The following is a 22372-nucleotide window of genomic DNA, read 5'->3' as shown; positions in this document are numbered from 1 at the left end:
GATGATGAAAGTACTTTGCGGCGCGGTGCTCTCCGCGCTGGTACTGGCGGCGGGCCAGGCGAGCGCCGCTTGCCAGTGGCCCGCCTGGGAGCAGTTTAAGAAAGCGTACGTCAGCCCTGAGGGGCGGGTGATCGACCCCAGCGATGCGCGCAAAATTTCCACTTCCGAAGGACAGAGCTATGGCCTGTTCTTTGCCCTGGCGGCCAACGATCGCGCGGGGTTCGACAAGCTGCTGACCTGGACGCAGAACAACCTGGCGGAGGGCGACCTGCGGCAGCATCTGCCGGGCTGGCTGTGGGGGAAAAAGGACGACGAACAGTGGACGCTGCTGGACAGCAATTCGGCATCCGACTCGGATCTGTGGATAGCCTGGGCGCTGCTGGAGGCGGGGCGCCTGTGGCAGCAGCCGCAGTACACCGAGACCGGGAAAGCGCTGCTGGCGCGGATTGTCGACGAAGAGACGGTGGCGGTGCCGGGCCTTGGCACGATGCTGCTGCCGGGAAAAGTCGGTTTTGCCGACGACAGCGGCTGGCGGTTTAACCCCAGCTATCTTCCGCCGCAGCTGGCCACCTATTTTGTGCGTTTTGGCGCGCCGTGGCCCACCCTGCGCGACACGAACCTGCGTCTGCTGCTGGAGACCGCGCCGAAAGGCTTTACCCCGGACTGGGTGCGCTATGAGAAAGGGAAAGGCTGGCAGCTGAAAACGGAGAAGCCGCTGATCGGCAGCTATGACGCGATTCGCGTCTACCTGTGGGTGGGCATGCTTCATGATGGCGATAAGCAAAAAGCGCGTCTGCTGGCCCGCTTTGCGCCGATGGCGGCGCAGACCACGGAACAGGGGGTACCGCCGGAGAAAGTGAATATCGCCACCGGTAAAACCAGCGGCCAGGGGCCGGTGGGCTTCTCCGCGGTGATGCTGCCGTTTTTACAGAACGACGAGGCCCGGTCGGTGCAACGACAGCGCGTCGCCGATAACTATCCCGGCGCGGATGCCTACTACAGCGCGGTCCTGACGCTGTTCGGTCAGGGTTGGGATCAACACCGTTTTCGTTTCACTGCGGGTGGCGAATTACAACCTGACTGGAACCAGGAATGCGCAAGCTCTCACTAAGTTTACTCACGCTGTCCCTCGGCGTCGCGCTGCTGCCGTTAGCGCAGGCGGCGACGACGCCCGCCCAGGAGCATCTGCTGGAGCAGGTGCGCCTCGGCGAGGCCAGCAATCGTGAAGACCTGGTGCGCCAGTCGCTATACCGTCTGGAGCTGATCGACCCCAACAACCCGGACCTGATTGCCGCGCGGATGCGCTATCTGCTGCGCCAGGGGGATACCGCCGGGGCGCAAAAAGAGCTGGAGCGACTGACGAAGCTGGCGCCGGATTCCCCTGAGCTGAAGGCGTCGCGCAATGAGATGAAAAGCAACACCGGCGAGGGCCGTCAGGCGCTGCAGCAGGCGCGACTGCTGGGCGTGGCCGGGAAGGTCGATGAAGCCATCGCCGCCTATGAAAAACTGTTCGGCGGCGTGCCGGATGATGTTGATGCCGCTATTGAATACTGGACGCTGGTGGCGCGCCTGCCGGCCCGTCATAGCGAAGGCGTCAGCCAGCTGAAAAAACTGAACGCCAGCGCGCCGGGCAACGTCAGCCTGCTGACGGCGCTGGCGAAGCAGATGTTTGCCGATAACAAACCGCAGGAAGGGTTCGCCTATCTGGCGGAAATGGCCCGCTCAGCCTCAGGACGCGGTATCGCCGCCGATATGTGGTTCAGCGAGGTGAAAAGCATGCCGGTGAGCAAGGCCAGCGTGCAGGCGTTGCAGCAATTCCTGCTGCAGTTTCCTACCGGCTCGGTGGCGGCGAACGCCCGCGTCCTGCTTGACCAGCAGCAGGCGCAGCTGCAGGATCCGACGTTCCGCGCCCGCTCGGAAGGGCTGGCGGCGGTCAAATCCGGAAATACCTCGCAGGCGGTGGCGGATCTGCAGAAAGCCGTTCAGGCCGACAGCCGCGACAGCGATGCGGTGGGCGCCCTCGGCCAGGCCTATTCCCAGCGCGGCGACCGCGCACGCGCGGTGGCCCAGCTCAATAAAGCGATTGCCATGGATCCCGACAGCCCGAATCGCGGCAAATGGGACAGCCTGCTGCAAACCAACCGCTACTGGCTGCTGATCAAGCAGGGGGATAACGCCCTGAAGGCAGGTCAGCTTTCACAGGCGCAGAATTATTATGCCCAGGCGCAGCGGGTCGATCGGACCGACAGCTATGCCGTGCTGGGGCTGGGCGACGTCGCGGCGGCGCGCAAGGCGTCGGCGGCGGCGGAGCGCTATTATCAGCAGGCGTTGCGCCTGGATCGCGGGAATAATCTGGCGGTGCGCGGCCTGGCCAACCTCTATCGCGCTGAATCGCCCGAGAAAGCCAGCGCCTGGATCGCTGGTCTTCCTGCCGCCCAGCGGCGCAGCATCGATGATATCGAACGCAGCCTGAACAACGACCGGCTGGAGAAACAGGCGCAGGCTCTGGAGAGTCAGGGCAACTGGGCGCAGGCGGCGGAAGTTCAGCGTCGGCGCCTGGCGCTGGATCCGGACAGCGTGTGGATCACCTATCGTCTGGCGCGGGATCTGGTCAGCGCCGGCGAGCGCCAGGAAGCCGATGCGCTGATGCGGGCGATGGTCAACCGCCAGCCGCAGGATGCTGAACGGATCTACGCCTCGGGGCTTTACCTGTCGGGGAACGACCAGGACGATCTGGCGCTGGCGCAAATCGCCGCCCTGCCGCGCAGCGCATGGACGGATAACATTCGTGAACTGGAGGCGCGTCTGCAAAGCGACCGGGTGCTGCGCCAGGCGAACCAGCTGCGCGACAGCGGCGAGGAAGCGCAGGCGATCGCCCTCATCAAACAGCAGCCGGCCTCGGTGCGCTATGACCTGACGCTGGCCGACTGGGCCCAGCAGCGCGGGGACAACCAGACGGCGATTGCCGACTATCAGCGGGTGCTGCGTCAGGAAGCCGACAACGGCGATGCGCGCCTCGGCCTTGCGGAAGTCTATCTGGCCGAGGGCGATAAACAGGCCGCCCGGGCGCAGGTCATGCAGCTGAAAGGCGCAGAGGCCGAATCCATGAATATGCAGCGGCGGGTCGCCCTGGCGCGAGCCGGCCTTGGCGATACCGCGGACGCCCAACAGATTTTTAACCAGATTGTGCCGCAGGCGAAGGCGCAGCCGCCCTCGATGGAGAGCGCGCTGGTGCTGCGCGATGCCGCGCGCTTTGCCACCCGGAACGGGGAGCCGCAGCAGGCGCTGACCCACTACCGGGAGGCGATGGTGGCCTCCGGCATCACCCCCGCACCGCCGCAGGATAACGATACCTTTACCCGGCTGACGCGCAACGACAGCCGGGATGACTGGCTGAAGCGCGGGATCCGCAGCGATGCCGCCGACCTTTATCGCCAGCAGGATCTGAACGTCACCCTGGAACACGACTTTTGGGGATCCAGCGGCACCGGCGGCTATTCCGACCTCAAGGCGCATACCACCATGCTGCAGGTGGATGCCCCGCTGGCGGATGGCCGGATGTTCTTCCGCACCGACCTGGTCAATATGGATGCCGGCAGCTTTTCCACCCACAGCGACGGGAGCTACTCGCCCAGCTGGGGCACCTGCGGGGAGATCGCCTGTACCAGCGGCAGTAAAAATCAGACCGACAGCGGGGCCAGCGTAGCGGTCGGCTGGAAGAATGACACCTGGAGCGGCGATATCGGCACCACGCCGATGGGCTTCAATGTCGTCGATGTGGTCGGCGGCCTGAGCTACAGCAGCGACGTCGGGCCGGTGGGATACACGGTCAACGTGCACCGGCGGCCCATCTCCAGCTCGCTGCTCTCCTTTGGCGGGCAGAAAGACAGCAACAGCCATACTGGCACCACCTGGGGCGGCGTTCGCGCCGACGGCGGCGGTGTGAGCCTCAGCTATGACCGGGGCGAAGCGCACGGTATCTGGTCCTCGCTGGGGGCCGACTCGCTGACCGGTAAAAACGTGGCGGATAACTGGCGCGTGCGCTGGATGACCGGCTACTACTATAAGGTGATTAACGAGAATAATCGTCGCGTCACCGTCGGCCTCAACAATATGATCTGGCACTACGACAAAGATCTCAGCGGCTACACCCTCGGCCAGGGTGGCTATTACAGCCCGCAGGAGTATCTCTCGTTCGCTGTGCCGGTGACCTGGCGTCAGCGCACGGAGAACTGGTCCTGGGAACTCGGCGGATCGGTCTCATGGTCCCATTCGCGTACCCAGACGCAAGCCCGCTATCCGCTGCTGAACCTGATCCCGTCCGACTACCGGCAGCGCGCCAGCGAACTGACGGAGGAGGGCGGCAGTAGCCAGGGATTCGGTTACACCGCCAGAGCGCTGGTGGAGCGGCGGGTGACCAGCAACTGGTTCGTTGGCGCCGCGGTCGATATTCAGCAGGCGAAGGACTACACCCCGAGCCATGCGCTGCTTTACGTGCGCTATTCGGCGGCCGGCTGGCAGGGGGATCTGGATATGCCGCCCCAGCCGCTGGTGCCTTACGCCGACTGGTAGCAGAATAGGCTGAATTACGTCACAGAGCACCACTCCACGGCGCGCTTCGCGTATACTCGTGAGGCGTTGCCCACCGTCGGCCGCCGGGGAGGTCTCTCCGGCGTCTGCGCCACCGCGCGGAGCTATCCCGTCACTTCATCCCTCGCGGGCGTGGGCGAAGGATTTAAGTATATAATCAGCCTGAAACGACCGGGATTGAAGGATTAATGCCGGGTATGCATTCAGTATCAGTGGAGAACACCGTTGCGCGTCAGCCGTTCACTTACAATCAAACAGATGGCGATGGTCGCGAGCGTGTCCATGGCCTTTGTGTTGGTTTTTTGCACTATTTTGCTGTTTCACTTTGTGCAACAGAGTCGCTTTACCACGGCCACGCAGTTAGAAAGTATCGCGCGATCCGTTCGCGAACCGCTGTCTGCGGCTATTCTGAAAGCCGATATTCCGGAAGCGGAAGCCATTTTAAGCCGTATCCAGCCTGCTGGCATCGTCAGCCGGGCGGATGTCGTCTTGCCCAACCAGTTCCAGGCGCTGCGGATGCGGTTTATCCCTGAGCGGTCGGTGCCGGTGACCATCACCCGGCTGTTTGAGCTGCCGGTGCAGATTTCGCTGCCCATTTATTCGCTGGAGCGGCCGGCCAACCCGCAGCCGCTGGCCTATCTGGTGCTGCAGGCTGACTCCTATCGCATGTATAAATTCGTCATGAGCGCCCTTGCTACGTTAGTGACTGCTTACTTACTTCTGGTGCTGATGCTAACGGTGGCGCTCACCTGGTGCATCAACCGGCTGATGGTTCGCCCCCTGCGGCGTATCGCCCGCGAGCTGAACGATCTCTCCCAGCAGGAGCGTCTTGGCCATCAGCTGACCCTCCCGCGCCTGCACCATGACGACGAGATCGGCATGCTGGTGCGCAGCTATAACCGCAACCAGCAGAGCCTGGTGCGCCAGCATGATGAGCTGTCCATCCAGTCGACCCGCTTCCCGGTCTCCGAGCTGCCGAATAAAGCCTTTTTGCTGGCGATGCTGGAGCAGACGGTGGCCCGCCCGCAGAGCGCCGCGCTGATCGTCGTCGCCTGTGAAACCCTGCAGGACGCCGCCGGCGTGCTCAAGGAGAGCCAGCGCGAAATGCTGCTCCTGACGCTGGTGGAGAAGCTGCGCGCCGCGATTCCGCCGCAGATGGTGCTGGCCCAGGTAAGCGGCTATGACTTCGCCATTCTCGCCGATGGCCTCGCCGAATCCTGGCAGGCGGTGACGATAAGTAAGCAAGTGCTCACTATTATTAATGAACGTTTACCGCTGCATGGTCTGCAGCTGCGGCCCTACGCCAGCGTCGGGATCGCCATGTTCCACCCCGGTCTCAGCGCCGAACAGTTTTACCGGCGCGCGGTCTCGGCCGCGGTCACCGCAAGACGCAAAGGTAAAAATCAGATTGAGTTCTTCGATCCCGAGCAGATGGAAAAGGCTCAGCGCCGCCTGATGGAAGAGCACGAAATTATGACCGCCCTCGACAACCAGCAGTTCGCGATCTGGCTGCAGCCGCAGGTGGCCTGCGCCAGCGGCGAGCTCTGCGGCGCCGAGGTGCTGCTGCGCCAGCGGCAGGCGGATGGCAGCTGGTCGCTACCGCCGGCGCTGATTGAGCGCATTGAGTCCTGCGGGCTGATTATCCCGGTCGGCTACTGGGTGATGGAAGAGGCCTGCCGCCAGCTGGCCGCCTGGCAAAGCCAGGGCATTATGCTGCCGCTGTCGGTCAATGTTTCTCTGCTCCAGCTGCTGGAGCACGACCGTGGCGAGGAGATGCTGAAGCTGATCGCCCGCTACCGCATTGCGCCGGGCACCCTCATCCTTGAGGTGACGGAGAGCTGCCGGATGGACGATCCGCAGGATGTGATGGCGCGGTTGCGGCCTCTGCGCGAGGCCGGCGTGCGGATTGCGCTGGATGATTTTGGCATGGGTTATGCCGGGTTGCACCAGCTGCAGCAGATGAAGGCTCTGCCGGTGGATATTCTGAAAATTGATAAGGTATTCATCGATATGCTGCCGGAGGATGTCAGCATGGTGCCGGCGATCATCCAGCTCGCGCGCGGCCTGTCGCTGCGCATTGTGGCGGAAGGGGTGGAAACGGAAGACCAGTCTCGCTGGTTGCAAGCCGCCGGCGTCGAGGTGCTCCAGGGCCACCTGTTCGGTTGCGCTTTACCGCAGGAGGCGTTCAGCGCCCGCTATTTATCCCCGGTCCGGGAAGATGCAAATTTGTAAATGTTTTGTTGACTTGTGCGAGTCAGCTCAAAGATTTTAACAATCGCGTTGCACTTTCGGCGTTAGTTATTTCTGAAATGTTTCCAGGGTGTTATTTTTAAGCCACAGACGTCAAATATCCCTTCTTGCTCTGTGGTTATTCCCAAAGGACACCCTATGAAAACCTCTATCTTTAAAAGCCTCTATGTCCAGGTTCTGACGGCCATAGCGATCGGTATTCTGCTGGGCCATTTTTACCCGGAACTGGGCGCGCAAATGAAACCCTTCGGCGACGCCTTCGTTAAGCTGATTAAAATGGTGATTGCTCCGGTTATCTTCTGTACCGTCGTGACGGGGATCGCCGGAATGGAGAGCATGAAAGCCGTTGGCCGTACCGGGGCGGTGGCGTTGCTCTATTTCGAAGTGGTCAGCACCATCGCGCTGATTATCGGTCTGGTTATTGTCAACGTGGTGCAGCCGGGGGCCGGGATGAACGTCGACCCGTCGACGCTCGATGCGAAAGCGGTGGCGGTGTACGCTGAGCAGGCGAAAGACCAGGGGGTGGTGGCCTTTTTACTGGATGTGATCCCGGGCAGCGTCATTGGCGCCTTCGCCAGCGGCAACATCCTTCAGGTTCTGCTGTTCGCCGTTCTGTTTGGCTTTGCCCTGCATCGTCTGGGCAGCAAGGGCCAGCTGATTTTCAACGTCATTGAAAGTTTCTCGCAGGTCATCTTTGGCATCATCAATATGATCATGCGCCTGGCGCCGATCGGCGCCTTCGGGGCCATGGCCTTCACCATCGGTAAATATGGCGTCGGCACCCTGGTGCAGCTGGGCCAGCTGATCATCTGCTTCTATATCACCTGTATCCTGTTCGTGGTGGTGGTGCTGGGGTCAATCGCCAAAGCCACCGGCTTCAGCATCTTTAAATTTATCCGCTATATCCGCGAAGAGCTGCTGATCGTGCTGGGGACCTCTTCATCCGAATCGGCGCTGCCGCGCATGCTCGACAAGATGGAGAAGCTCGGCTGTCGTAAATCGGTGGTGGGCCTGGTGATCCCGACCGGCTATTCGTTCAACCTCGACGGCACCTCTATCTATCTGACGATGGCGGCGGTCTTTATCGCCCAGGCGACCAACAGCCATATGGATATTTTCCATCAAATCACCCTGCTGGTGGTGCTGCTGCTCTCCTCGAAAGGGGCGGCGGGAGTGACCGGCAGCGGCTTCATCGTGCTGGCGGCGACCATTTCGGCCGTCGGGCATTTGCCGGTGGCTGGCCTGGCGCTGATCCTCGGTATTGACCGCTTTATGTCCGAAGCCCGTGCGCTGACTAACCTGGTGGGTAACGGCGTCGCCACGGTGGTGGTCGCGAAATGGGTTAAAGAACTCGATGCCAAACAGATGGATGATGTGCTGAATAACCGTGTTCCCGCGAACAAAACGCACGAATTATCCTCTTAAATCCTCCTCTTAGGCCCGTACTCCCTTGCTGGAGTACGGGCTCCTGCGCATAATTAGAGGTCATTTCCGCCCGGCGGGAATGACACGAAATGATTATTTTACGTTGTCATGCGACATTTTCGTCTCCGTGTGGTCTAACCGACGTATTTCACTCTCACTTTTTTCGGCAGCCCGTCAGTGGGATGCTGTTGTAACCAGGAATGTTCATCAGGGGTTCACATGCAGGGCACAACAATTAAACTCTTAACGGGCGGTTTGCTGATGGTAGCGGCGGCCGGTTATGTGCAGGCAGAAGCGCTCCAGCCTGATCCGGCCTGGCAACAAGGGACCTTAGCGAATGGGTTGTCGTGGCAGGTGCTGGCCACGCCGCAGCGTCCCAGCGACCGTATCGAAGTCCGTCTGTCCGTGAATATTGGCTCGCTGAGCGAAAGCACTCAGCAGAGCGGTTTCAGCCGTTTTATTCCCCGTCTGGCGTTGACGCAAAGCGGCAGCCTGCCGACGATGCAGGCGCGCTCGCTGTGGCAGCAGAGTATTGACCCGAAGCGTCCTCTGCCGCCGGCCATCGTCTCCTACGATTACACGATGTTTAATCTCAGCCTGCCGAATAACCGCAACGATCTGCTGAAAGAGGCGCTGAGCTGGCTGGCGGACGCCAGCGGTAAACTGACCATTACGCCTGAATCGATCAATCACGCGCTGCAGGGCAACGACATGGTGGCGACCTGGCCGCTGGATACCAAAGAGGGCTGGTGGCGCTATCGCCTCAAGGGCTCCACCATGCTGGGCCACGATCCCGCCGCGCCGCTGAAGCAGCCGATCGACGTGGCGCATCTGAAAGACTTTTATCAAAAATGGTACACCCCCGACGCCATGACGCTGATCGTGGTGGGTAACGTCGACAGCCGCAGCGTCGCTGAGCAAATCAGCAAAACCTTTGGCGATCTGAAGGGCAAGCGGGAAACGCCTGCGGCGGTGCCGACCTTATCGCCGCTGCCCACCGTGCCGGTCAGCATCATGACCAGCGCCGTGCGCCAGGACAAACTGTCCATCATGTGGGACGCCCCCTGGCAGCCGATCCGCGACTCCGCGGCGCTGCAGCGCTACTGGCGCGACGACCTCGCCCGCGAAGCGCTGTTCTGGCACGTGCAGCAGAGCCTGAGCAAAAATAACGTCAAGGATATTGGTCTTGGTTTTGACTGCCGGGTGCTCTATCAGCGCGCGCAGTGCGCCATCAATATCGAATCGCCGGGCGAGCGCCTGAATAACAACCTGAGCGTGGTCTCGCGCGAGCTGGCGAAAGTGCGCGACAACGGCCTGCCGCAGGAGGAGTTTGATGCGCTTATTGCTCAGAAAAGCCTCGAGCTGCAGAAGCTGTTTGCCACCTATGCGCGCACCGATACCGACATTCTGATGAGCCAGCGCATGCGCTCCCTGCAAAATCAGGTGGTGGATATCGCGCCGGAGCAGTACCAGAAGCTGCGTCAGGAGTTCCTCAACTCCCTGACGGTGGACATGCTGAACCAGTACCTGCGTCAGCAACTGTCTCAGGATATGGCGCTGGTGTTGCAGCAGCCGAAAGGCGAACCGGAATACAACATGAAGGAGCTGCAGGCCACGTGGGAAAAACTGATGGCGCCGAGTCCGGCGACCGCAGCGACCAGCGGCAGCGCCGATACGGTTGACGCCCACAGCGAGGCCAGCGACATCCCGTCGGGGCAGTAACCTGACGCCTCTCCGGCGCGCCAGCGGCGGCCGGAGAGCGCTTACAGGTGAGGATTATTGCGGCATTGCTTCCCGGGGGATGATCGCCCCGCGATACTGGATCACCGTGCTGGCGGTCAGATGTCCGCGTCTGGCGGCGGATTCAGCATCGCCGCCGGTCAGGCGCACGGCCAGATAGCCGGCGCTGAAGGAGTCGCCGGCGGCGGTGGTATCCACCACTTTCTCTTTGGCCAGCTTGACGGCCGGCACTTCCCGCAGCGGTTGCCCGCTCACCGAGACCAGGCAGGCATCCGCTCCGCGCTTCACCACCACCTCTTCCACGCCGGCGGCGTGGGTGCGGGCGATCACCTCGGCGACCGGTTTTTCCCCCCACAGCGCGTCTTCATCATCGAGGGTCAGAAACGCGATATCGGTGCAGGCGAGCATCTCCTGATAGACCTGCTGCGTCTCCGCCTGGCTGGCCCACAGGCGCGGGCGATAGTTGTTGTCGAAGATCACCTTGCCGCCGTTGCCGCGGCACTCACGCAGCAGCGTGAACAGCCTGGCACGACTGGCCGGGCTGAGAATGGCGAGGCTGATGCCGCTCAGGTAGAGATAGTCGAACGTGGCCAGCTCTTCGCAAATCGCCGCCGCGCGATCGCTCTCCAGCCAGAATTTTGCCGCCGCCTCGTTGCGCCAGTAGTAGAAGGTGCGCTCGCCGGCGTCATCGGTTTCAATGTAATACAGCCCCGGCAGGCGGTCGGCCATCCGCTGGATCAGGCTGGTGTTGACGTTTTCCTGCTGCCAGCTGTCGAGCATCTGCTGGCTGAACGCATCGGTTCCCAGCGCGGTGACGTAGTGGACGCTCAGCGCGCTGGCATCCGTCTGCCGCGCGATATAGACCGAGGTGTTTAAGGTATCGCCGCCAAAGCCGCGGTTAACGGCCCCGTTCTTCTCTGACAGCTCAATCATGCATTCGCCAATGACGGCAATTTTTTTAGACATAGCCAGAACCTGCAATGGAATCGATATAAGCGCTAGTGTGCGCTGCGCTGTTTTGCTGGTCAATCATATTAAAACATCGTTCCATTATTTTTTTGACCTGACGCGCGTAATGTGACGAAAAGCGCATTTCCAGGAGAAACGCCGCTTTTTGACTATATTCAGGACTGACGTGATGCAAAAGGAGCGGAGTAGGGATGAGCAGAACCCGTAAAACGTTGGTTATCATCACAGGAACGATACTGTTGCTGATCGTTCTCTTTTTTATCGTGTTGGCCACCTTCGACTGGAACCGGCTGAAGCCGACGATTAATCAGAAAGTATCTGCCGAGCTGAACCGCCCGTTCGCCATCCGCGGCGATCTCGGCGTGGTCTGGGAGCGGCAGCCGGAAGAGCGCGGCTGGCGCAGCTGGATCCCGTGGCCCCATGTGCACGCGGAGGATATCGTGCTGGGCAACCCGCCGGCCATTCCCCAGGTGACCATGATCCATCTGCCGCGGGTGGAGGCGACCCTCGCCCCGCTGGCGCTGCTGAGCAAAACGGTGTATCTGCCGTGGATCAAGCTGGAACAGCCCGACGTGCGGCTGATCCGCCTGGCGGAAGACAACAATAACTGGACCTTTCAGCTGGCTGGCGATCAGCGTGCCGCGGGGGACAGCGCCCCCTCCAGCTGGTCTTTCCGTCTCGATAACATTCTCTTCGATCGCGGGACTATCGCCATTGATGACAAGATCACCCGCAGCGATATCACCATTCTCGTCGATCCCCTCGGCAAACCGCTGCCGTTCAGCGAAGTCACTGGCACGAAGGATCGGCATAGCGCGGCGAAACCAGGCGACTACGTCTTTGGCCTGTCGCTGAAGGGCCGCTATAAGGACCAGCCGGTCACCGGCAACGGTAAAATCGGCGGCATGCTGGCTCTGCGCAGCGCAAGCACGCCTTTCCCGCTGCAGGGCGACTTCCGTTCCGGCAATACGCGGGTGGCGTTCAGCGGCACGGTCAGCGATCCGCTCAACGTCGGCGGCATTGACCTGCGGCTGAAATTCGCCGGCGATTCGCTGCGCGATCTCTACGACCTGACCGGCGTGCTGCTGCCGGAGACGCCGTCGTTCTCCACCGACGGCCGTCTGCGCGCCGACTTTAAGCAGAAAAACAGCATGCGCTTTGACTATCAGAATTTTAACGGCCGTATCGGCGATAGCGACATTCATGGCTCCCTGACCTATACCACTGGCAAACCGCGGCCGAAGCTCAGCGGCGACATGGAGTCGAAGCAGCTGCGGCTGGCGGATCTCGGGCCGTTAATCGGCGTCGACTCCGGCAAAGGGACGAAGAAAAGCGCTGCGCGCCAGGCGGGCGATCGGCCGCAGCCGGCGGGTAAAGTGCTGCCGGCGGACCGCTTTGAAACCGATAAATGGCAGGTGATGGATGCCGATGTGCGCTTTAAGGGCCGGAGAATTGAGCACGGCGGTACGCTGCCGATCAGCGATCTGGCGACCCACGTGATCCTGGAGGATGGCGACCTGCGCCTGCAGCCGGTGCGCTTTGGCCTGGCCAACGGGTCGATTGCCGGCAGCGTGCACCTGCAGGGCGATAAAAAGCCGCTGCAGGGTGAGGCCAATCTGCAGGCGCGGCGCCTGAAGCTGAAGGCGCTGATGCCGAACGTCGAGATGATGCAGAAAACCCTCGGCGAGATGAATGGCGACGTTCAGCTGCGCGGCAGCGGCAACTCGGTGGCGGCCCTGCTCGGCAACAGCAACGGCAACCTGAAGCTGCTGATGAATGACGGCCTGATCAGTCGCAACCTGATGGAAATTCTCGGCCTTAACGTCGGCAACTACCTGATCGGCCAGATTTTTGGCGATGAGGAGGTTCGGGTGAACTGCGCGGCGGCCAATATCGACGTGACCAACGGCGTCGCCCGGCCGCAGATTTTTGCCTTCGATACGGAAAACGCGCTGATCAATGTGACCGGGACCGCCAGCTTCGCCTCCGAGCAGCTGGACCTGACCATCGATCCGGAAAGCAAGGGCTTCCGGGTGATCACCCTGCGTTCCCCGCTGTATGTTCGCGGCACCTTTAAATCGCCGCAGGCGGGGGTGAAGGCCGGGCCGCTGATTGTCCGCGGCGCGGTAGCGGCGGCGCTGGCTACTCTGGTGACGCCGGCTGCCGCGCTGCTGGCGCTGATCTCCCCGGCGGAGGGCGATAGCAACCAGTGCCGGACCATATTGTCGCAGATGAAAAAGTAGGGGAGAGCCCTGACGCCAGCGGCGTCAGGGCGAAGGATCACAACGACTGGTGGCGGGTCTCGTGGGTCAGCAGCAGGGCGATCAGCGTCAGCGCCGCCATCGCCGCCAGATAGGTGCCGACCGCCGCGAGGCCATAGTTGCCCTGCAGCCAGGCGGCAATGTACGGCGCGACCGAGGCGCCGAGGATCGACGACACGTTATAGGAGAACGACGCCCCGGTGTAGCGCACTTCCGTCGGGAACAGCTCCGGCAGCAGCGCGCCCATCGGGCCAAAGGTCAGTCCCATCAGGCTTAAGCCCAGCAGCAGGAAGGCAAAAACCAGCAGCGGGTTACCGGAACCCAGCAGCGGTTTAAAGGCGAACAGGGCGAACAAAATAATCATCGTGGTGATGATAATCATGCTCTTACGACGACCAAAGGCGTCCGCCAGCAGGCCGGCGATCGGCACCATCACGCCAAAGCCAATCACCGCCATCATCAGCATCCACAGCACTTCGTTACGCGGCAGGCCCAGGCCATTCGGCGCCGCGCCGGTGCTGAAGGTCATCGAGTAGACGGTCATGATGTAGAACAGGGTATAGGTTGCCAGCATGATGAAGGTGCCCAGCACCGTCACGCGGACGTGTTTGGTCAACAGGGTACCCAGCGGGATTTTGACCTGTTTTTTCGCCGCCGCCACTTTGGCGAAGACCGGGGTCTCATGCAGCGAAACGCGAACATACAGACCGATGATCACCAGCACCGCGGAGAAGATAAACGGCACGCGCCAGCCCCACTCCATAAACTGCTGATCGGTTAACAGCCAGGAGAGCAGCAGGAAGGTGCCGTTGGCGAAGAAGAAGCCGATCGGCGCGCCCAGCTGGGGGAAGGAGCCATACAGGGCGCGCTTGCGCGCCGGGGCGTTTTCCGTTGCCAGCAGCGCTGCGCCGCCCCACTCCCCTCCGAGGCCAAGTCCCTGACCGAAGCGCGCCAGCGCCAGCAGCATCGGCGCGACAATGCCAATGCTTTCATAGCCGGGCAGCAGGCCGATCACCACAGTGGAGATCCCCATGGTTAACAGCGAGGCCACCAGGGTGACCTTCCGGCCGACGCGATCGCCGAAGTGGCCGAACAGCGCGGAGCCGATTGGCCGGGCGACGAAGGCGATGGCGAAGGTGGCCAGCGACTGCAGGGTGGCCGCGGCGGCATCGCCCTGCGGGAAGAAGATATGCGGGAAGACGATGACCGCGGCAGTGGCATAGATGTAGAAGTCGAAAAACTCAATGGCGGTGCCAATGAGCGAGGCGACAACGACTTTATTGCGTGAGTTGACCGGGGCGGTTTCCTGCGTGTTTTCGAGTGTGGTGGCTGTGGCTTGCATAGATCTTTCTTATTTTTGCGCGAACGAAAAGCCATATAGCCACAGCCATCGGGACATTTCAATCTGTAACAAACGCGGAAAATGAGCAAAAAACAGGCAAAAAGCGGATAATTTTTACGCCAGAAAAAATAGTTCTATGAAATGCTTCACACAATTAAAAAGATAGAGAATAAAACCAGTTTTTCGTTAAATAAAAGTTACGTCCTGGATTTATCTGCTGAAATCAAGCGCGAGGATGAATTTTGCCTCTTTTATTCATCCTCGCAATACCTCAGCGGTGGGTTTTGCCCGGCATCCGCCGGTCGTCTTTATACTCCGCGGTGGCGATCCACGCGGCGCAGAACAGCGTCAGGCGGGCAAAGAAATAGAAAAAGGCCATCAGCCCCAGCACCGATCCGAACGCTGCCCCGGAAGGGGATTTCACCAGCGCCGGCAGCGTCCAGGTCATGACGATTTTGATGATTTCAAAGCCAATCGCCGCGATAAGCGTGCCGCGAAACAGGGCTTTGCGCCGCGGACGGTGGCGCGGCAGCCGCCAGAAGATCCAGAAAAAGAGCAGATAGTTGGCAAAAATCGAGATGGCGAGACCGATCAGCCGCCAGGCGGGTTTCAGCCATTCAATATTGTCCAGATACAGCGCGGAGATAATCAACTGCTGGGCGGAACCGGCGACAGAGGTGATCGACAGCGTAATAATCAGCGCCACCAGCAGACCGATCAGCGAGATAAGATCGCGGAAGTATTTTATCCAGATTTTCTCCTCGTCCTGCGGCCGGCGCTCCCAGACGTCGCGCGACTGAGCGCGGATCGCTTCGCGCAGGTTGCCCATCCAGTTAATACCGGAATAGAGCGCCACCAACAGGCCGACGAGGCCGACGGCGGTGCGCTGCTGCACCGCGGTGTTGATGGTGTTTTTCAGCGTCGCCGCCAGCGTCGGGTCGCTGACGTTTTGCAGAATTTTGTCGAAAATGTCCTGCAGCAGGGTCGGATGCCAGGCCAGCACGAAGCCGGCGGCGGCAAACGAGACCATCAGGATCGGGATCATCGACAGGAACGAGAAGTAGGTGATGGCCGCGCCGAACTGATTGCCCAGCCGGTCGTTGAAGCGCTCTGCGGCGCGTATCAGGTGGGCGACTACCGGGTTGCGCTGCACTTTGGCCGCCGTTCCGGTGACGGTCTTCAGCGCCTGGCTGGCTTTTTGCCCGACGGCCGTGTCATTGAGAGCGTCGAGGGGGCTTTTGTTTTTCTCCGGCTGCGTGTCCGGTTCCTGTGGGGGGCGTCGATCGTCGTTTTCCGGCGTCATACGTGATTTCTTCCTTTTTTACCGCGAGATTCAGCAAAAAGTATACCTTAAATGCCGTATCCTGCAGGAACGCATCTGCCCGCCCCCCGTTCACCCTCCGCGCGGATCAATCGACGTAATCTTTCATCAGCCCGCCCAGCCACTCCATAAACAGATGCACGCGGCGGGAGAGATTGCGCCGGTGCGGGTAGATAAGCGAGACCGGCAGCGGCTCAGCGCGGTACTGGGGCAGGATCTCAATCAGTTCGCCGGCGCGTAACGCCTCGCGCACGCCGGTGCGTGGCACCTGAATAATTCCCAGCCCGGCGATACAGGCCGCCTGATAGGTTTCCGTGCTGTTGACCGTCAATATGCCGCCGCTTTTTACCCAGCGCACGGCGCCGTCGATCACCACCTCGAAGCCGGAAGGACGGACCCCGAGGGTGCTGGCGTAGTGGATCAGGGCGTGATCCGCCAGATCCTCCAGGGATTGCGGGTAGCCAAAACGGGTCAGGTAGTCCGGGCTGGCGCAGTTAATTTGCGTCAGCTTGCCCAGCGGGCGGGCGATAAGCCCGGAGTCTTTGAGCGCGCCGACGCGCACCACGCAGTCAAACCCCTCGCGGATCACGTCCACCAGCCGGTCGCTGCTGCTCAGCTCCAGTTCGATGCCCGGATACTGCTGCAAAAAAGCCGGCAGGTGCGGGATCACCAGCTTTTTGGCAAAACCGACCGGCATATCCACCCGCAGCCGGCCGCTGATGCTCGCCGGATCGTGCTGGAACATACCGTCCAGTTCGTCGAGGTTGCTCAGCAGATCCTTCGCCCGCTCGTAGTAGACCATTCCATCCTGGGTGAGCTGAACCCGGCGGGTGGTGCGGTGCAGGAGGCGCACGCCAAGATGGCTTTCCAGAGCCTGAATCTGCCGCGAGACGCTGCCTTTCGGCAGCGCCAGGGTCTCGGCGGCGCGGGAGAAACTCTCCAGATCCGCTACGCGAATGAATAACTGCATTGCATGAATTTTATCCATGCCGATGGCCTATTGTTGTTGTGAATGAAACAGTAAAACGTAATGTAGCGTATTTATTGTTTCACCGGCAGTTAATAAGCTAGAACACAATCACAACGCAACCTGAAAGGGGTCTTCTGATGACACAACGTATCGCTTTAGTGACCGGCGGCAGCCGCGGTCTGGGTAAAAACGCCGCGTTGAAGCTGGCGGCGAAGGGAACCGACATTCTTCTGACCTATCACAGCAACCGCCAGGCGGCGCTCGAGGTGGTGGCGGAGATTGAGCAAAAAGGGGTGAAGGCGGCAGCATTGGCGCTGAACGTCGGCGATCCTTCAACATTCTACGCTTTCGCCAGCGAGGTGGCGCAGGTGCTGGCGCAGAAGTGGGGACGCACCACCTTTGATTATTTACTGAACAACGCCGGGATCGGCCTCAACGTCCCCTTCGCCGAGACCAGCGAAGCGCAGTTTGACGAGCTGATGAACATTCAGTTCAAAGGCCCGTTTTTCCTGACCCAGCGGCTGCTGCCCCTCCTGCAGGACGGGGGGCGCATCCTCAACGTTTCCAGCGGCCTGGCGCGCTTTGCCCTGCCGGGCTATGCGGCCTACGCCGCGATGAAGGGGGCGATGGAGGTTCTGACCCGCTATCAGGCGAAAGAGCTGGGCGGACGGGGGATATCGGTGAACATCATCGCGCCGGGGGCCATTGAGACCGACTTTGGCGGCGGGGTGGTGCGCGATAACGCCGAGGTGAATCGGCATATCGCCGCCCAGACCGCGCTGGGGCGCGTCGGGCTGCCGGATGATATCGGCGACGCCATCGCCGCCCTGCTCAGCGATGAGCTGGCGTGGATGAACGCGCAGCGCGTGGAAGTCTCGGGAGGGATGTTCCTCTGAACCCCGCTGCCGTCAGACCGTGAGCGGCGGTGCGCTAGGGCGCATCGCCCTCCGCGCGCAGCCGACCGAACAGCCAGTCATTGTGCCAGCGCCCGTTGAGCCAGTAGTTCTCCCGCAGCTCCCCCTCCAGCCTGAACCCGGCTTTGAGCAGTAACTGCTTGGACGCCTCGTTGCCGGCGGTGACGCTGGCGGTCAGGCGGCGGACGCCGCCGGTAGTGAAGGCGTAGTCGCACAGCGCGCGCAGCGATTCGTAGCCGTAGCCACGACCCTGCGCCGCCGGAGCGAAGAGAAAGCCGACCTCGGCAATGTCGCGCTGATGATGTTGGTAACCGGTGAGGCCGAGCGGGGTATGGGTCAGCCTGTCGCGCACCACCAGGCACAGCCAGTGTTCATCCCCGGGCGTCCACGGCGGCAGCCGTGAATCGAACGCCTCGCGGATGGCCGCCTGCGGCCTGGGGTCGGCCACGTAAAGCATGACCTGCGGATCCTGCTGCAGGGAAAGAAAAAACGACCAGTCGTCCAGCTGCAGCGGTGAGCAGCGCAGGCGCGGCGTCAGAAGTTCAGGCATAAGCGTCATTCCGGGCAGGGCGAATCCTCTGAACATAGCAGGAGAAGGCCGCCGGGAACAGCCCGACTAGGTTGGCTCGCCGTAGAGGCCAATCAGCCGGCGCACGACGCCGTTGGTCCAGCCGAAGCCATCCTGCAGGGGATACTCCCCGCCGCCGCCCTCATGCGGAACGCCGGTGGCGATGTGGTATTTCTCAATCAGCTTGTGGTGCTGCTTGTAGAAGTGGTTGACCGTCTGCAGCCAGCTCCAGGCGATCTCATCGCCCAGCGGATCCTGGCCGTAGCGTTTAAATCCCTGCACCGCCATCCACTGCAGCGGCGCCCAGCCGTTGGGTTTATCCCACTGCTCGCCGCTCTCGTATTCGGTGGCCATGATCCCGCCGGGGGTGAGCAGGCGGGCCCGCACCGCATCGGCAAGGCGTTCCGCCTGTTCGTGGGTCGCCAGGCCGACGTAAAGGGTGACAATGCTGGCGGCGGAAAACAGCGCCAGCTGTTCGCGGCGCCAGTCATAATCGCGAAAACAGCCGTTCTCATCGTCCCACAGATAGCGGTTAACCGCCGCCCGCCGATCCTGAGCCTTCTGGCGGAAGGCCGCTTCCGTCTCGCGATCGCCCTTCAGGCCGGAGAGGTTGGCGATGGTCGTCTCCAGCTTGAACAGGAAGGCGTTCAGGTCGATGGGGATAAACTGCGTGGTGCGGATACTGGCCAGTCGCGTGATATCCCGCAGCCAGCGGCTGGAGTAGTCCCAGCCGGACGCGGCGCCCGCCCGCAGGTCGCGGTAGACTTCATTGGCCGGCCGTCCGGAGTGTCGGGCGGTCTCCACGTCCTCGCGCCATGATTCATCCCGCGGCGTGTCCCGGTCGTCCCAGTAGCGATTGAGCAGGGAGCCATCCGGCATGCGCACCACGTGCCGATACGCCTGATGCGGGATCAGCGACTCGGCGCCGTCCATCCAGAAGGCATGCTCCATCTTCAGATGATCCAGATAGCGCTTCGCGCCGCGCACGCCGTCCTCTTCAAAGAGTTCGACCATCAGGGCGAACACCGGGGGCTGCGAGCGGCTGAGGTAGTAGGTGCGGTTGCCGTTCGGAATGTGACCGTAGGTTTCAATCAGCCAGGCGAAGTTATCGGCCATGCATTTCAGCAGATCTTCCCGGCCGCTCTCCGCCAGCCCCAGCATGGTGAAATAAGAGTCCCAGTAATAGGTTTCGCTAAAGCGACCGCCGGGCACGATATAGGCCTGCGGCAGCGCCAGCAGCGATGACCAGGGGATATGATCCTGAGGCTCGCGGGTCAACACCGGCCATAGTTTATCGATATGCTCTTTCAGCGTCAGGCTGGGGTCGGAGGTGTAGACGTCGGTATGGCTCTCCGGCAGCCAGAAATTATCCTCAACGAACTGCCGCAGGTCGAAATCGGGCTGGCGTTTGACCTTCCGGTAGTTCCGCAGGATGTCCAGCGGGTCGTGTTTCGGCGCGCAGTCGGGAAAAGTTTTGCTGTCGGCAAAAATGCGTGATTTCTGCACGTTGGTAAACAGCTCAAGATAGCGATCCGCCGGGGTGAGGGCATCGGAGGCCGGAAGCCCCTCGATCACCTCAGGCTCCGGTTCAGCGTCAATCATCTCATCCAGCTTTAATTCGTACGGATCGGCTTCGTAGCAGGGATCGATGTCGATCCTTAACTCGTCGTCTTCAACGTGGCGTAATTTCTGGCTGAACATAGCGATACGGACCTCCGGATAGCGTGAGTTCGCGGCCGGGCGTACCCGGCCTTGTCTTTTAAGCGTAGACAGTCGCTTCGGTGAGTGTGAAGTAAACTGTGCGTTAGATCACGCTTTTCCGCCTGCAGGGGACGCCGTGATTTCTAATTAACACGTTGATAAATAATAAATAAATCCGCGATTAGGTGAAGATAAAATTCGGAGCATTCATTATGCAACAAAATTTTATCCCGGCGCGCTCACTCCCACGCCGCCTCCAGCATCTCCAGCAGCTGTTCGCTGCTCAGGCTGACCGGATTGGCCTTCATCGACGAGGAGGTGCTGGCGGCCAGCGCCGCCGGCTCCAGGGCGTCGCGCGCCACGCCGAGGTCGCGCAGGGTGCCGAGACCGGCGCGATGGCTCCATTCCCGCAGGCTGTCCCAGACCCGATCCGCCGGGACCTCCAGCCCCTCGGCCAGCCAGCGGCGAACGTCGTTGAAGCGCTGGCGCAGGGCGGGGTCGTTTATCTGCGACTCATTCAGCGCCAGCCCAAACGGCAGCAGGCTGCCGCATAAGGCGCCGTGCGAGGCGCGGCTCAGGCCGCCCAGCGGGCCGGCGAGGCCGTGGATCACCCCCAGCCCGGCGTTCGCCAGCGCCACTCCGCCGCACAGGCTGACCCAGGCCATCTCGTCGCGGCTGGCCGGGCACTCTTTTTCCATCAGAACCTTCAGCGCGCGGATGCCGCGCGGGATCGCCTGCTGACAGAGGGCGTCGGTGAAAGGGGTGGCCCGGCTGCAGAGCCAGGGCTCGATCACCTGGGTCAGGGCGTCGAGGCCGGAGCTCAGGGTGATGCTGCGCGGCGCGTTGTCGGTTAGCGCCGGGTCGACAATGGCCAGGTCAGGCAGCATCCGGTCGTCGCGCAGGCTCACTTTCCGCTGCTGTTCCACGACGTTGATCACCGCGTTTTTAGTGACTTCCGCGCCTGTGCCCGCGGTGGTGGGGATCGCCACGAACGGCAGCGGGCTGGCTTCCAGCTGACGGCCGGTTCCCACGACTTCCAGATAGTCGATCAGCGGGCCGGTGGCGGGCGCCAGCGCCGCAATCGCCTTACCGGCGTCAATCACCGCGCCGCCGCCGAGGCTGACCACCGCCCTGATCCCTTTCTCGCGCGCCAGCTGGACGCCCTGCTCAATATCGATAAGCCAGGGTTCGCGGCTTATCGCCAGCGTCGTGACCGCCAGCTGCAACGCCTCCAGCTGATGGCGGAGAAACGCCGCCCGCTGCGGGCTGGCGCCATGCACCAGCAGAACAGGACCGCCCTGCTGCGCCAGCCAGGGGGCGGCGCTCTGGGCCTGACCGCGGCCAAAACGAATATTTTCAGGCATCAAAACGGTAAAAGGGGTCAACATGTCGGGTTCCTTTTCGGCAAACAGGCTGGAATCAACTATACACATTATCCAGCGCTCTGCCTTGTTGCTGGCTGGCAATAGAGTAGAGTGAATGAACTCTCTTTTATGGCTGAGGAATCGCTGACGATGCTAACAATTCTGGGCAAACGCTCTTCAATCAATGTACGGAAAGTGCTGTGGACCTGCGAGGAGATCGGGCTGGCGTACCAGCAGGAGGATTACGGCAGCGGGTTTAAGCCCCTGGACACCCCCGAATTTCAGCGCCTGAATCCTAACAGCCTGGTGCCGGTGCTGCTGGACGATGACTTTGTGCTCTGGGAGTCGAACAGTATCTGCCGCTATCTGGCGCGAAAAGCGGAGCGCTGGGATCTGCTGCCCGCCGAGCCGCAGCCCGCCGCCGAGGTGGAGCACTGGATGGACTGGCAGGCGACCGAGTTCAATAATGCCTGGCGCCATGCTTTTATGGGGCTGGTGCGTAAAGATCCCCGCTTTCAGGATCCGGCGGCGATTAAAGAGAGCATTGCCGCCTGGACCCACTGCGTGCGCATTGTCGAAGCGCAGCTGCAGCGGACCGGGGCGTGGGTCGCCGGCGAGCGCTTCACCCTGGCGGATATTGTGCTGGGCCTGTCGGTGCATCGCTGGAAGATGACGCCCTTTGCCCATCCGGAAATGCCGGCCGTGGAGCGCTGGTATATGGCGCTCAATCAGCGCCCGGCGTTTATGCGCCATGGAAATAACGGCGTGGCGTAGCGAACGGGCCAGGGCCTTATCGATTTTTCAGCGTATTCGCTTTGCACTGGCGGGGTAATGCCGCTACGATCCCGCGTCTGTTTTTTATCCCATCCCAAATAACGTGTGGCAGGCAGGTGCAGTTTGAAAAAACGGTTAGGCCTTGTGCTACTGGCATTACTGTTGATTTCAGGCTGTTCCGGC

15 protein-coding genes are annotated in these 22372 nt (G+C 61.5%); 8 read left to right on the top strand and 7 right to left on the bottom strand.

The features are described from left to right. Position 1 precedes the first annotated feature (1 nt). From bcsZ to ACLH1U_RS18045, 5 genes are all read left to right on the top strand, one after another. Positions 2-1111 (top strand): cellulose synthase complex periplasmic endoglucanase BcsZ, encoded by a 1110-nt coding sequence (bcsZ, locus tag ACLH1U_RS18065; RefSeq protein WP_023291293.1) that lies wholly within the window; start codon positions 2-4, stop codon positions 1109-1111. Continuing rightward, positions 1093-4572 (top strand): cellulose synthase complex outer membrane protein BcsC, encoded by a 3480-nt coding sequence (bcsC, locus tag ACLH1U_RS18060; protein WP_101978229.1) that lies wholly within the window; start codon positions 1093-1095, stop codon positions 4570-4572. The genes bcsZ and bcsC overlap by 19 nt, the downstream gene beginning before the upstream one ends. Before the next feature lie 243 nt (positions 4573-4815). Next, positions 4816-6822, top strand: a complete 2007-nt coding sequence (hmsP, locus tag ACLH1U_RS18055) for a biofilm formation regulator HmsP (RefSeq protein WP_064154933.1) — start codon at positions 4816-4818, stop codon at positions 6820-6822. 156 nt (positions 6823-6978) lie between these two features. Next, a complete protein-coding gene (locus ACLH1U_RS18050) occupies positions 6979-8265 on the top strand; it encodes a dicarboxylate/amino acid:cation symporter (RefSeq protein WP_023291290.1) in 1287 nt (428 codons plus the stop codon). 219 nt (positions 8266-8484) lie between these two features. Further along, positions 8485-9987: a M16 family metallopeptidase gene (locus ACLH1U_RS18045; RefSeq protein ID WP_023291289.1), complete on the top strand. Its 1503-nt coding sequence runs from the start codon at positions 8485-8487 to the stop codon at positions 9985-9987. A gap of 54 nt (positions 9988-10041) precedes the next feature. On the opposite strand, the gene ACLH1U_RS18040 is transcribed toward ACLH1U_RS18045, so the two are convergent. After that, a complete protein-coding gene (locus ACLH1U_RS18040; protein WP_044525007.1) occupies positions 10042-10971 on the bottom strand; it encodes a sugar kinase in 930 nt (309 codons plus the stop codon). Between the two features lie 194 nt (positions 10972-11165). Here ACLH1U_RS18040 and ACLH1U_RS18035 point away from each other — a divergent pair, with 194 nt between their 5' ends. Further along, on the top strand, positions 11166-13217 hold the full coding sequence (locus ACLH1U_RS18035) for an AsmA family protein (RefSeq protein WP_064158038.1): 2052 nt from the start codon (positions 11166-11168) through the stop codon (positions 13215-13217). 37 nt (positions 13218-13254) lie between these two features. Here the strand turns inward: ACLH1U_RS18035 and ACLH1U_RS18030 are convergent, their stop codons facing one another. The 3 genes from ACLH1U_RS18030 to ACLH1U_RS18020 form a co-directional block, all read right to left on the bottom strand. Next, positions 13255-14577 (bottom strand): MFS transporter, encoded by a 1323-nt coding sequence (locus ACLH1U_RS18030; protein WP_017900001.1) that lies wholly within the window; start codon positions 14575-14577, stop codon positions 13255-13257. Positions 14578-14848: 271 nt separating this feature from the next. Next, on the bottom strand, positions 14849-15880 hold the full coding sequence (yhjD, locus tag ACLH1U_RS18025; RefSeq protein WP_023291286.1) for an inner membrane protein YhjD: 1032 nt from the start codon (positions 15878-15880) through the stop codon (positions 14849-14851). Between the two features lie 106 nt (positions 15881-15986). Next, a complete protein-coding gene (locus ACLH1U_RS18020) occupies positions 15987-16886 on the bottom strand; it encodes a LysR family transcriptional regulator (protein ID WP_023291285.1) in 900 nt (299 codons plus the stop codon). Between the two features lie 119 nt (positions 16887-17005). On the opposite strand from ACLH1U_RS18020, the gene ACLH1U_RS18015 reads away from it, so the two are divergent. Further along, a complete protein-coding gene (locus ACLH1U_RS18015; protein ID WP_368764187.1) occupies positions 17006-17764 on the top strand; it encodes an SDR family NAD(P)-dependent oxidoreductase in 759 nt (252 codons plus the stop codon). Between the two features lie 34 nt (positions 17765-17798). Here the strand turns inward: ACLH1U_RS18015 and ACLH1U_RS18010 are convergent, their stop codons facing one another. The 3 genes from ACLH1U_RS18010 to ACLH1U_RS18000 all read right to left on the bottom strand — a co-directional run bounded on the left by ACLH1U_RS18010 (position 17799) and on the right by ACLH1U_RS18000 (position 21439). Continuing rightward, positions 17799-18332, bottom strand: coding sequence for a GNAT family N-acetyltransferase (locus tag ACLH1U_RS18010; protein ID WP_023291283.1), 534 nt, complete (start codon positions 18330-18332; stop codon positions 17799-17801). A 66-nt stretch (positions 18333-18398) separates the two neighbouring features. Next, on the bottom strand, positions 18399-20051 hold the full coding sequence (locus tag ACLH1U_RS18005) for an alpha,alpha-trehalase (RefSeq protein WP_023291282.1): 1653 nt from the start codon (positions 20049-20051) through the stop codon (positions 18399-18401). Positions 20052-20290: 239 nt separating this feature from the next. Then, positions 20291-21439, bottom strand: a complete 1149-nt coding sequence (locus ACLH1U_RS18000) for an iron-containing alcohol dehydrogenase (protein WP_072422200.1) — start codon at positions 21437-21439, stop codon at positions 20291-20293. A 126-nt stretch (positions 21440-21565) separates the two neighbouring features. On the opposite strand from ACLH1U_RS18000, the gene ACLH1U_RS17995 reads away from it, so the two are divergent. After that, complete coding sequence (locus ACLH1U_RS17995; protein ID WP_048298718.1) at positions 21566-22189, top strand: glutathione S-transferase family protein; 624 nt, start codon at positions 21566-21568, stop codon at positions 22187-22189. The last annotated feature ends 183 nt before the right edge of the window (positions 22190-22372 follow it).

Source organism: Klebsiella sp. 1SOBk5mer (genome assembly GCF_046603115.1).
GTDB classification, from domain to species: Bacteria; Pseudomonadota; Gammaproteobacteria; order Enterobacterales; family Enterobacteriaceae; genus Klebsiella; species Klebsiella quasipneumoniae.
This window is presented reverse-complemented; position numbering and strand designations above follow the sequence as displayed.

Coding starts and splice junctions, on each gene's coding strand:
- ACLH1U_RS18020 (WP_023291285.1), bottom strand. CDS start 16,886: ATGGATAAAATTCATGCAATGCAGTTATTCATTCGCGTAGCGGATCTG.
- ACLH1U_RS18000 (WP_072422200.1), bottom strand. CDS start 21,439: ATGTTGACCCCTTTTACCGTTTTGATGCCTGAAAATATTCGTTTTGGC.
- ACLH1U_RS18045 (WP_023291289.1), top strand. CDS start 8,485: ATGCAGGGCACAACAATTAAACTCTTAACGGGCGGTTTGCTGATGGTA.
- bcsC (WP_101978229.1), top strand. CDS start 1,093: ATGCGCAAGCTCTCACTAAGTTTACTCACGCTGTCCCTCGGCGTCGCG.
- ACLH1U_RS18010 (WP_023291283.1), bottom strand. CDS start 18,332: ATGCCTGAACTTCTGACGCCGCGCCTGCGCTGCTCACCGCTGCAGCTG.
- yhjD (WP_023291286.1), bottom strand. CDS start 15,880: ATGACGCCGGAAAACGACGATCGACGCCCCCCACAGGAACCGGACACG.
- ACLH1U_RS18030 (WP_017900001.1), bottom strand. CDS start 14,577: ATGCAAGCCACAGCCACCACACTCGAAAACACGCAGGAAACCGCCCCG.
- ACLH1U_RS18050 (WP_023291290.1), top strand. CDS start 6,979: ATGAAAACCTCTATCTTTAAAAGCCTCTATGTCCAGGTTCTGACGGCC.
- ACLH1U_RS17995 (WP_048298718.1), top strand. CDS start 21,566: ATGCTAACAATTCTGGGCAAACGCTCTTCAATCAATGTACGGAAAGTG.
- bcsZ (WP_023291293.1), top strand. CDS start 2: ATGATGAAAGTACTTTGCGGCGCGGTGCTCTCCGCGCTGGTACTGGCG.
- ACLH1U_RS18005 (WP_023291282.1), bottom strand. CDS start 20,051: ATGTTCAGCCAGAAATTACGCCACGTTGAAGACGACGAGTTAAGGATC.
- ACLH1U_RS18040 (WP_044525007.1), bottom strand. CDS start 10,971: ATGTCTAAAAAAATTGCCGTCATTGGCGAATGCATGATTGAGCTGTCA.
- ACLH1U_RS18035 (WP_064158038.1), top strand. CDS start 11,166: ATGAGCAGAACCCGTAAAACGTTGGTTATCATCACAGGAACGATACTG.
- ACLH1U_RS18015 (WP_368764187.1), top strand. CDS start 17,006: ATGACACAACGTATCGCTTTAGTGACCGGCGGCAGCCGCGGTCTGGGT.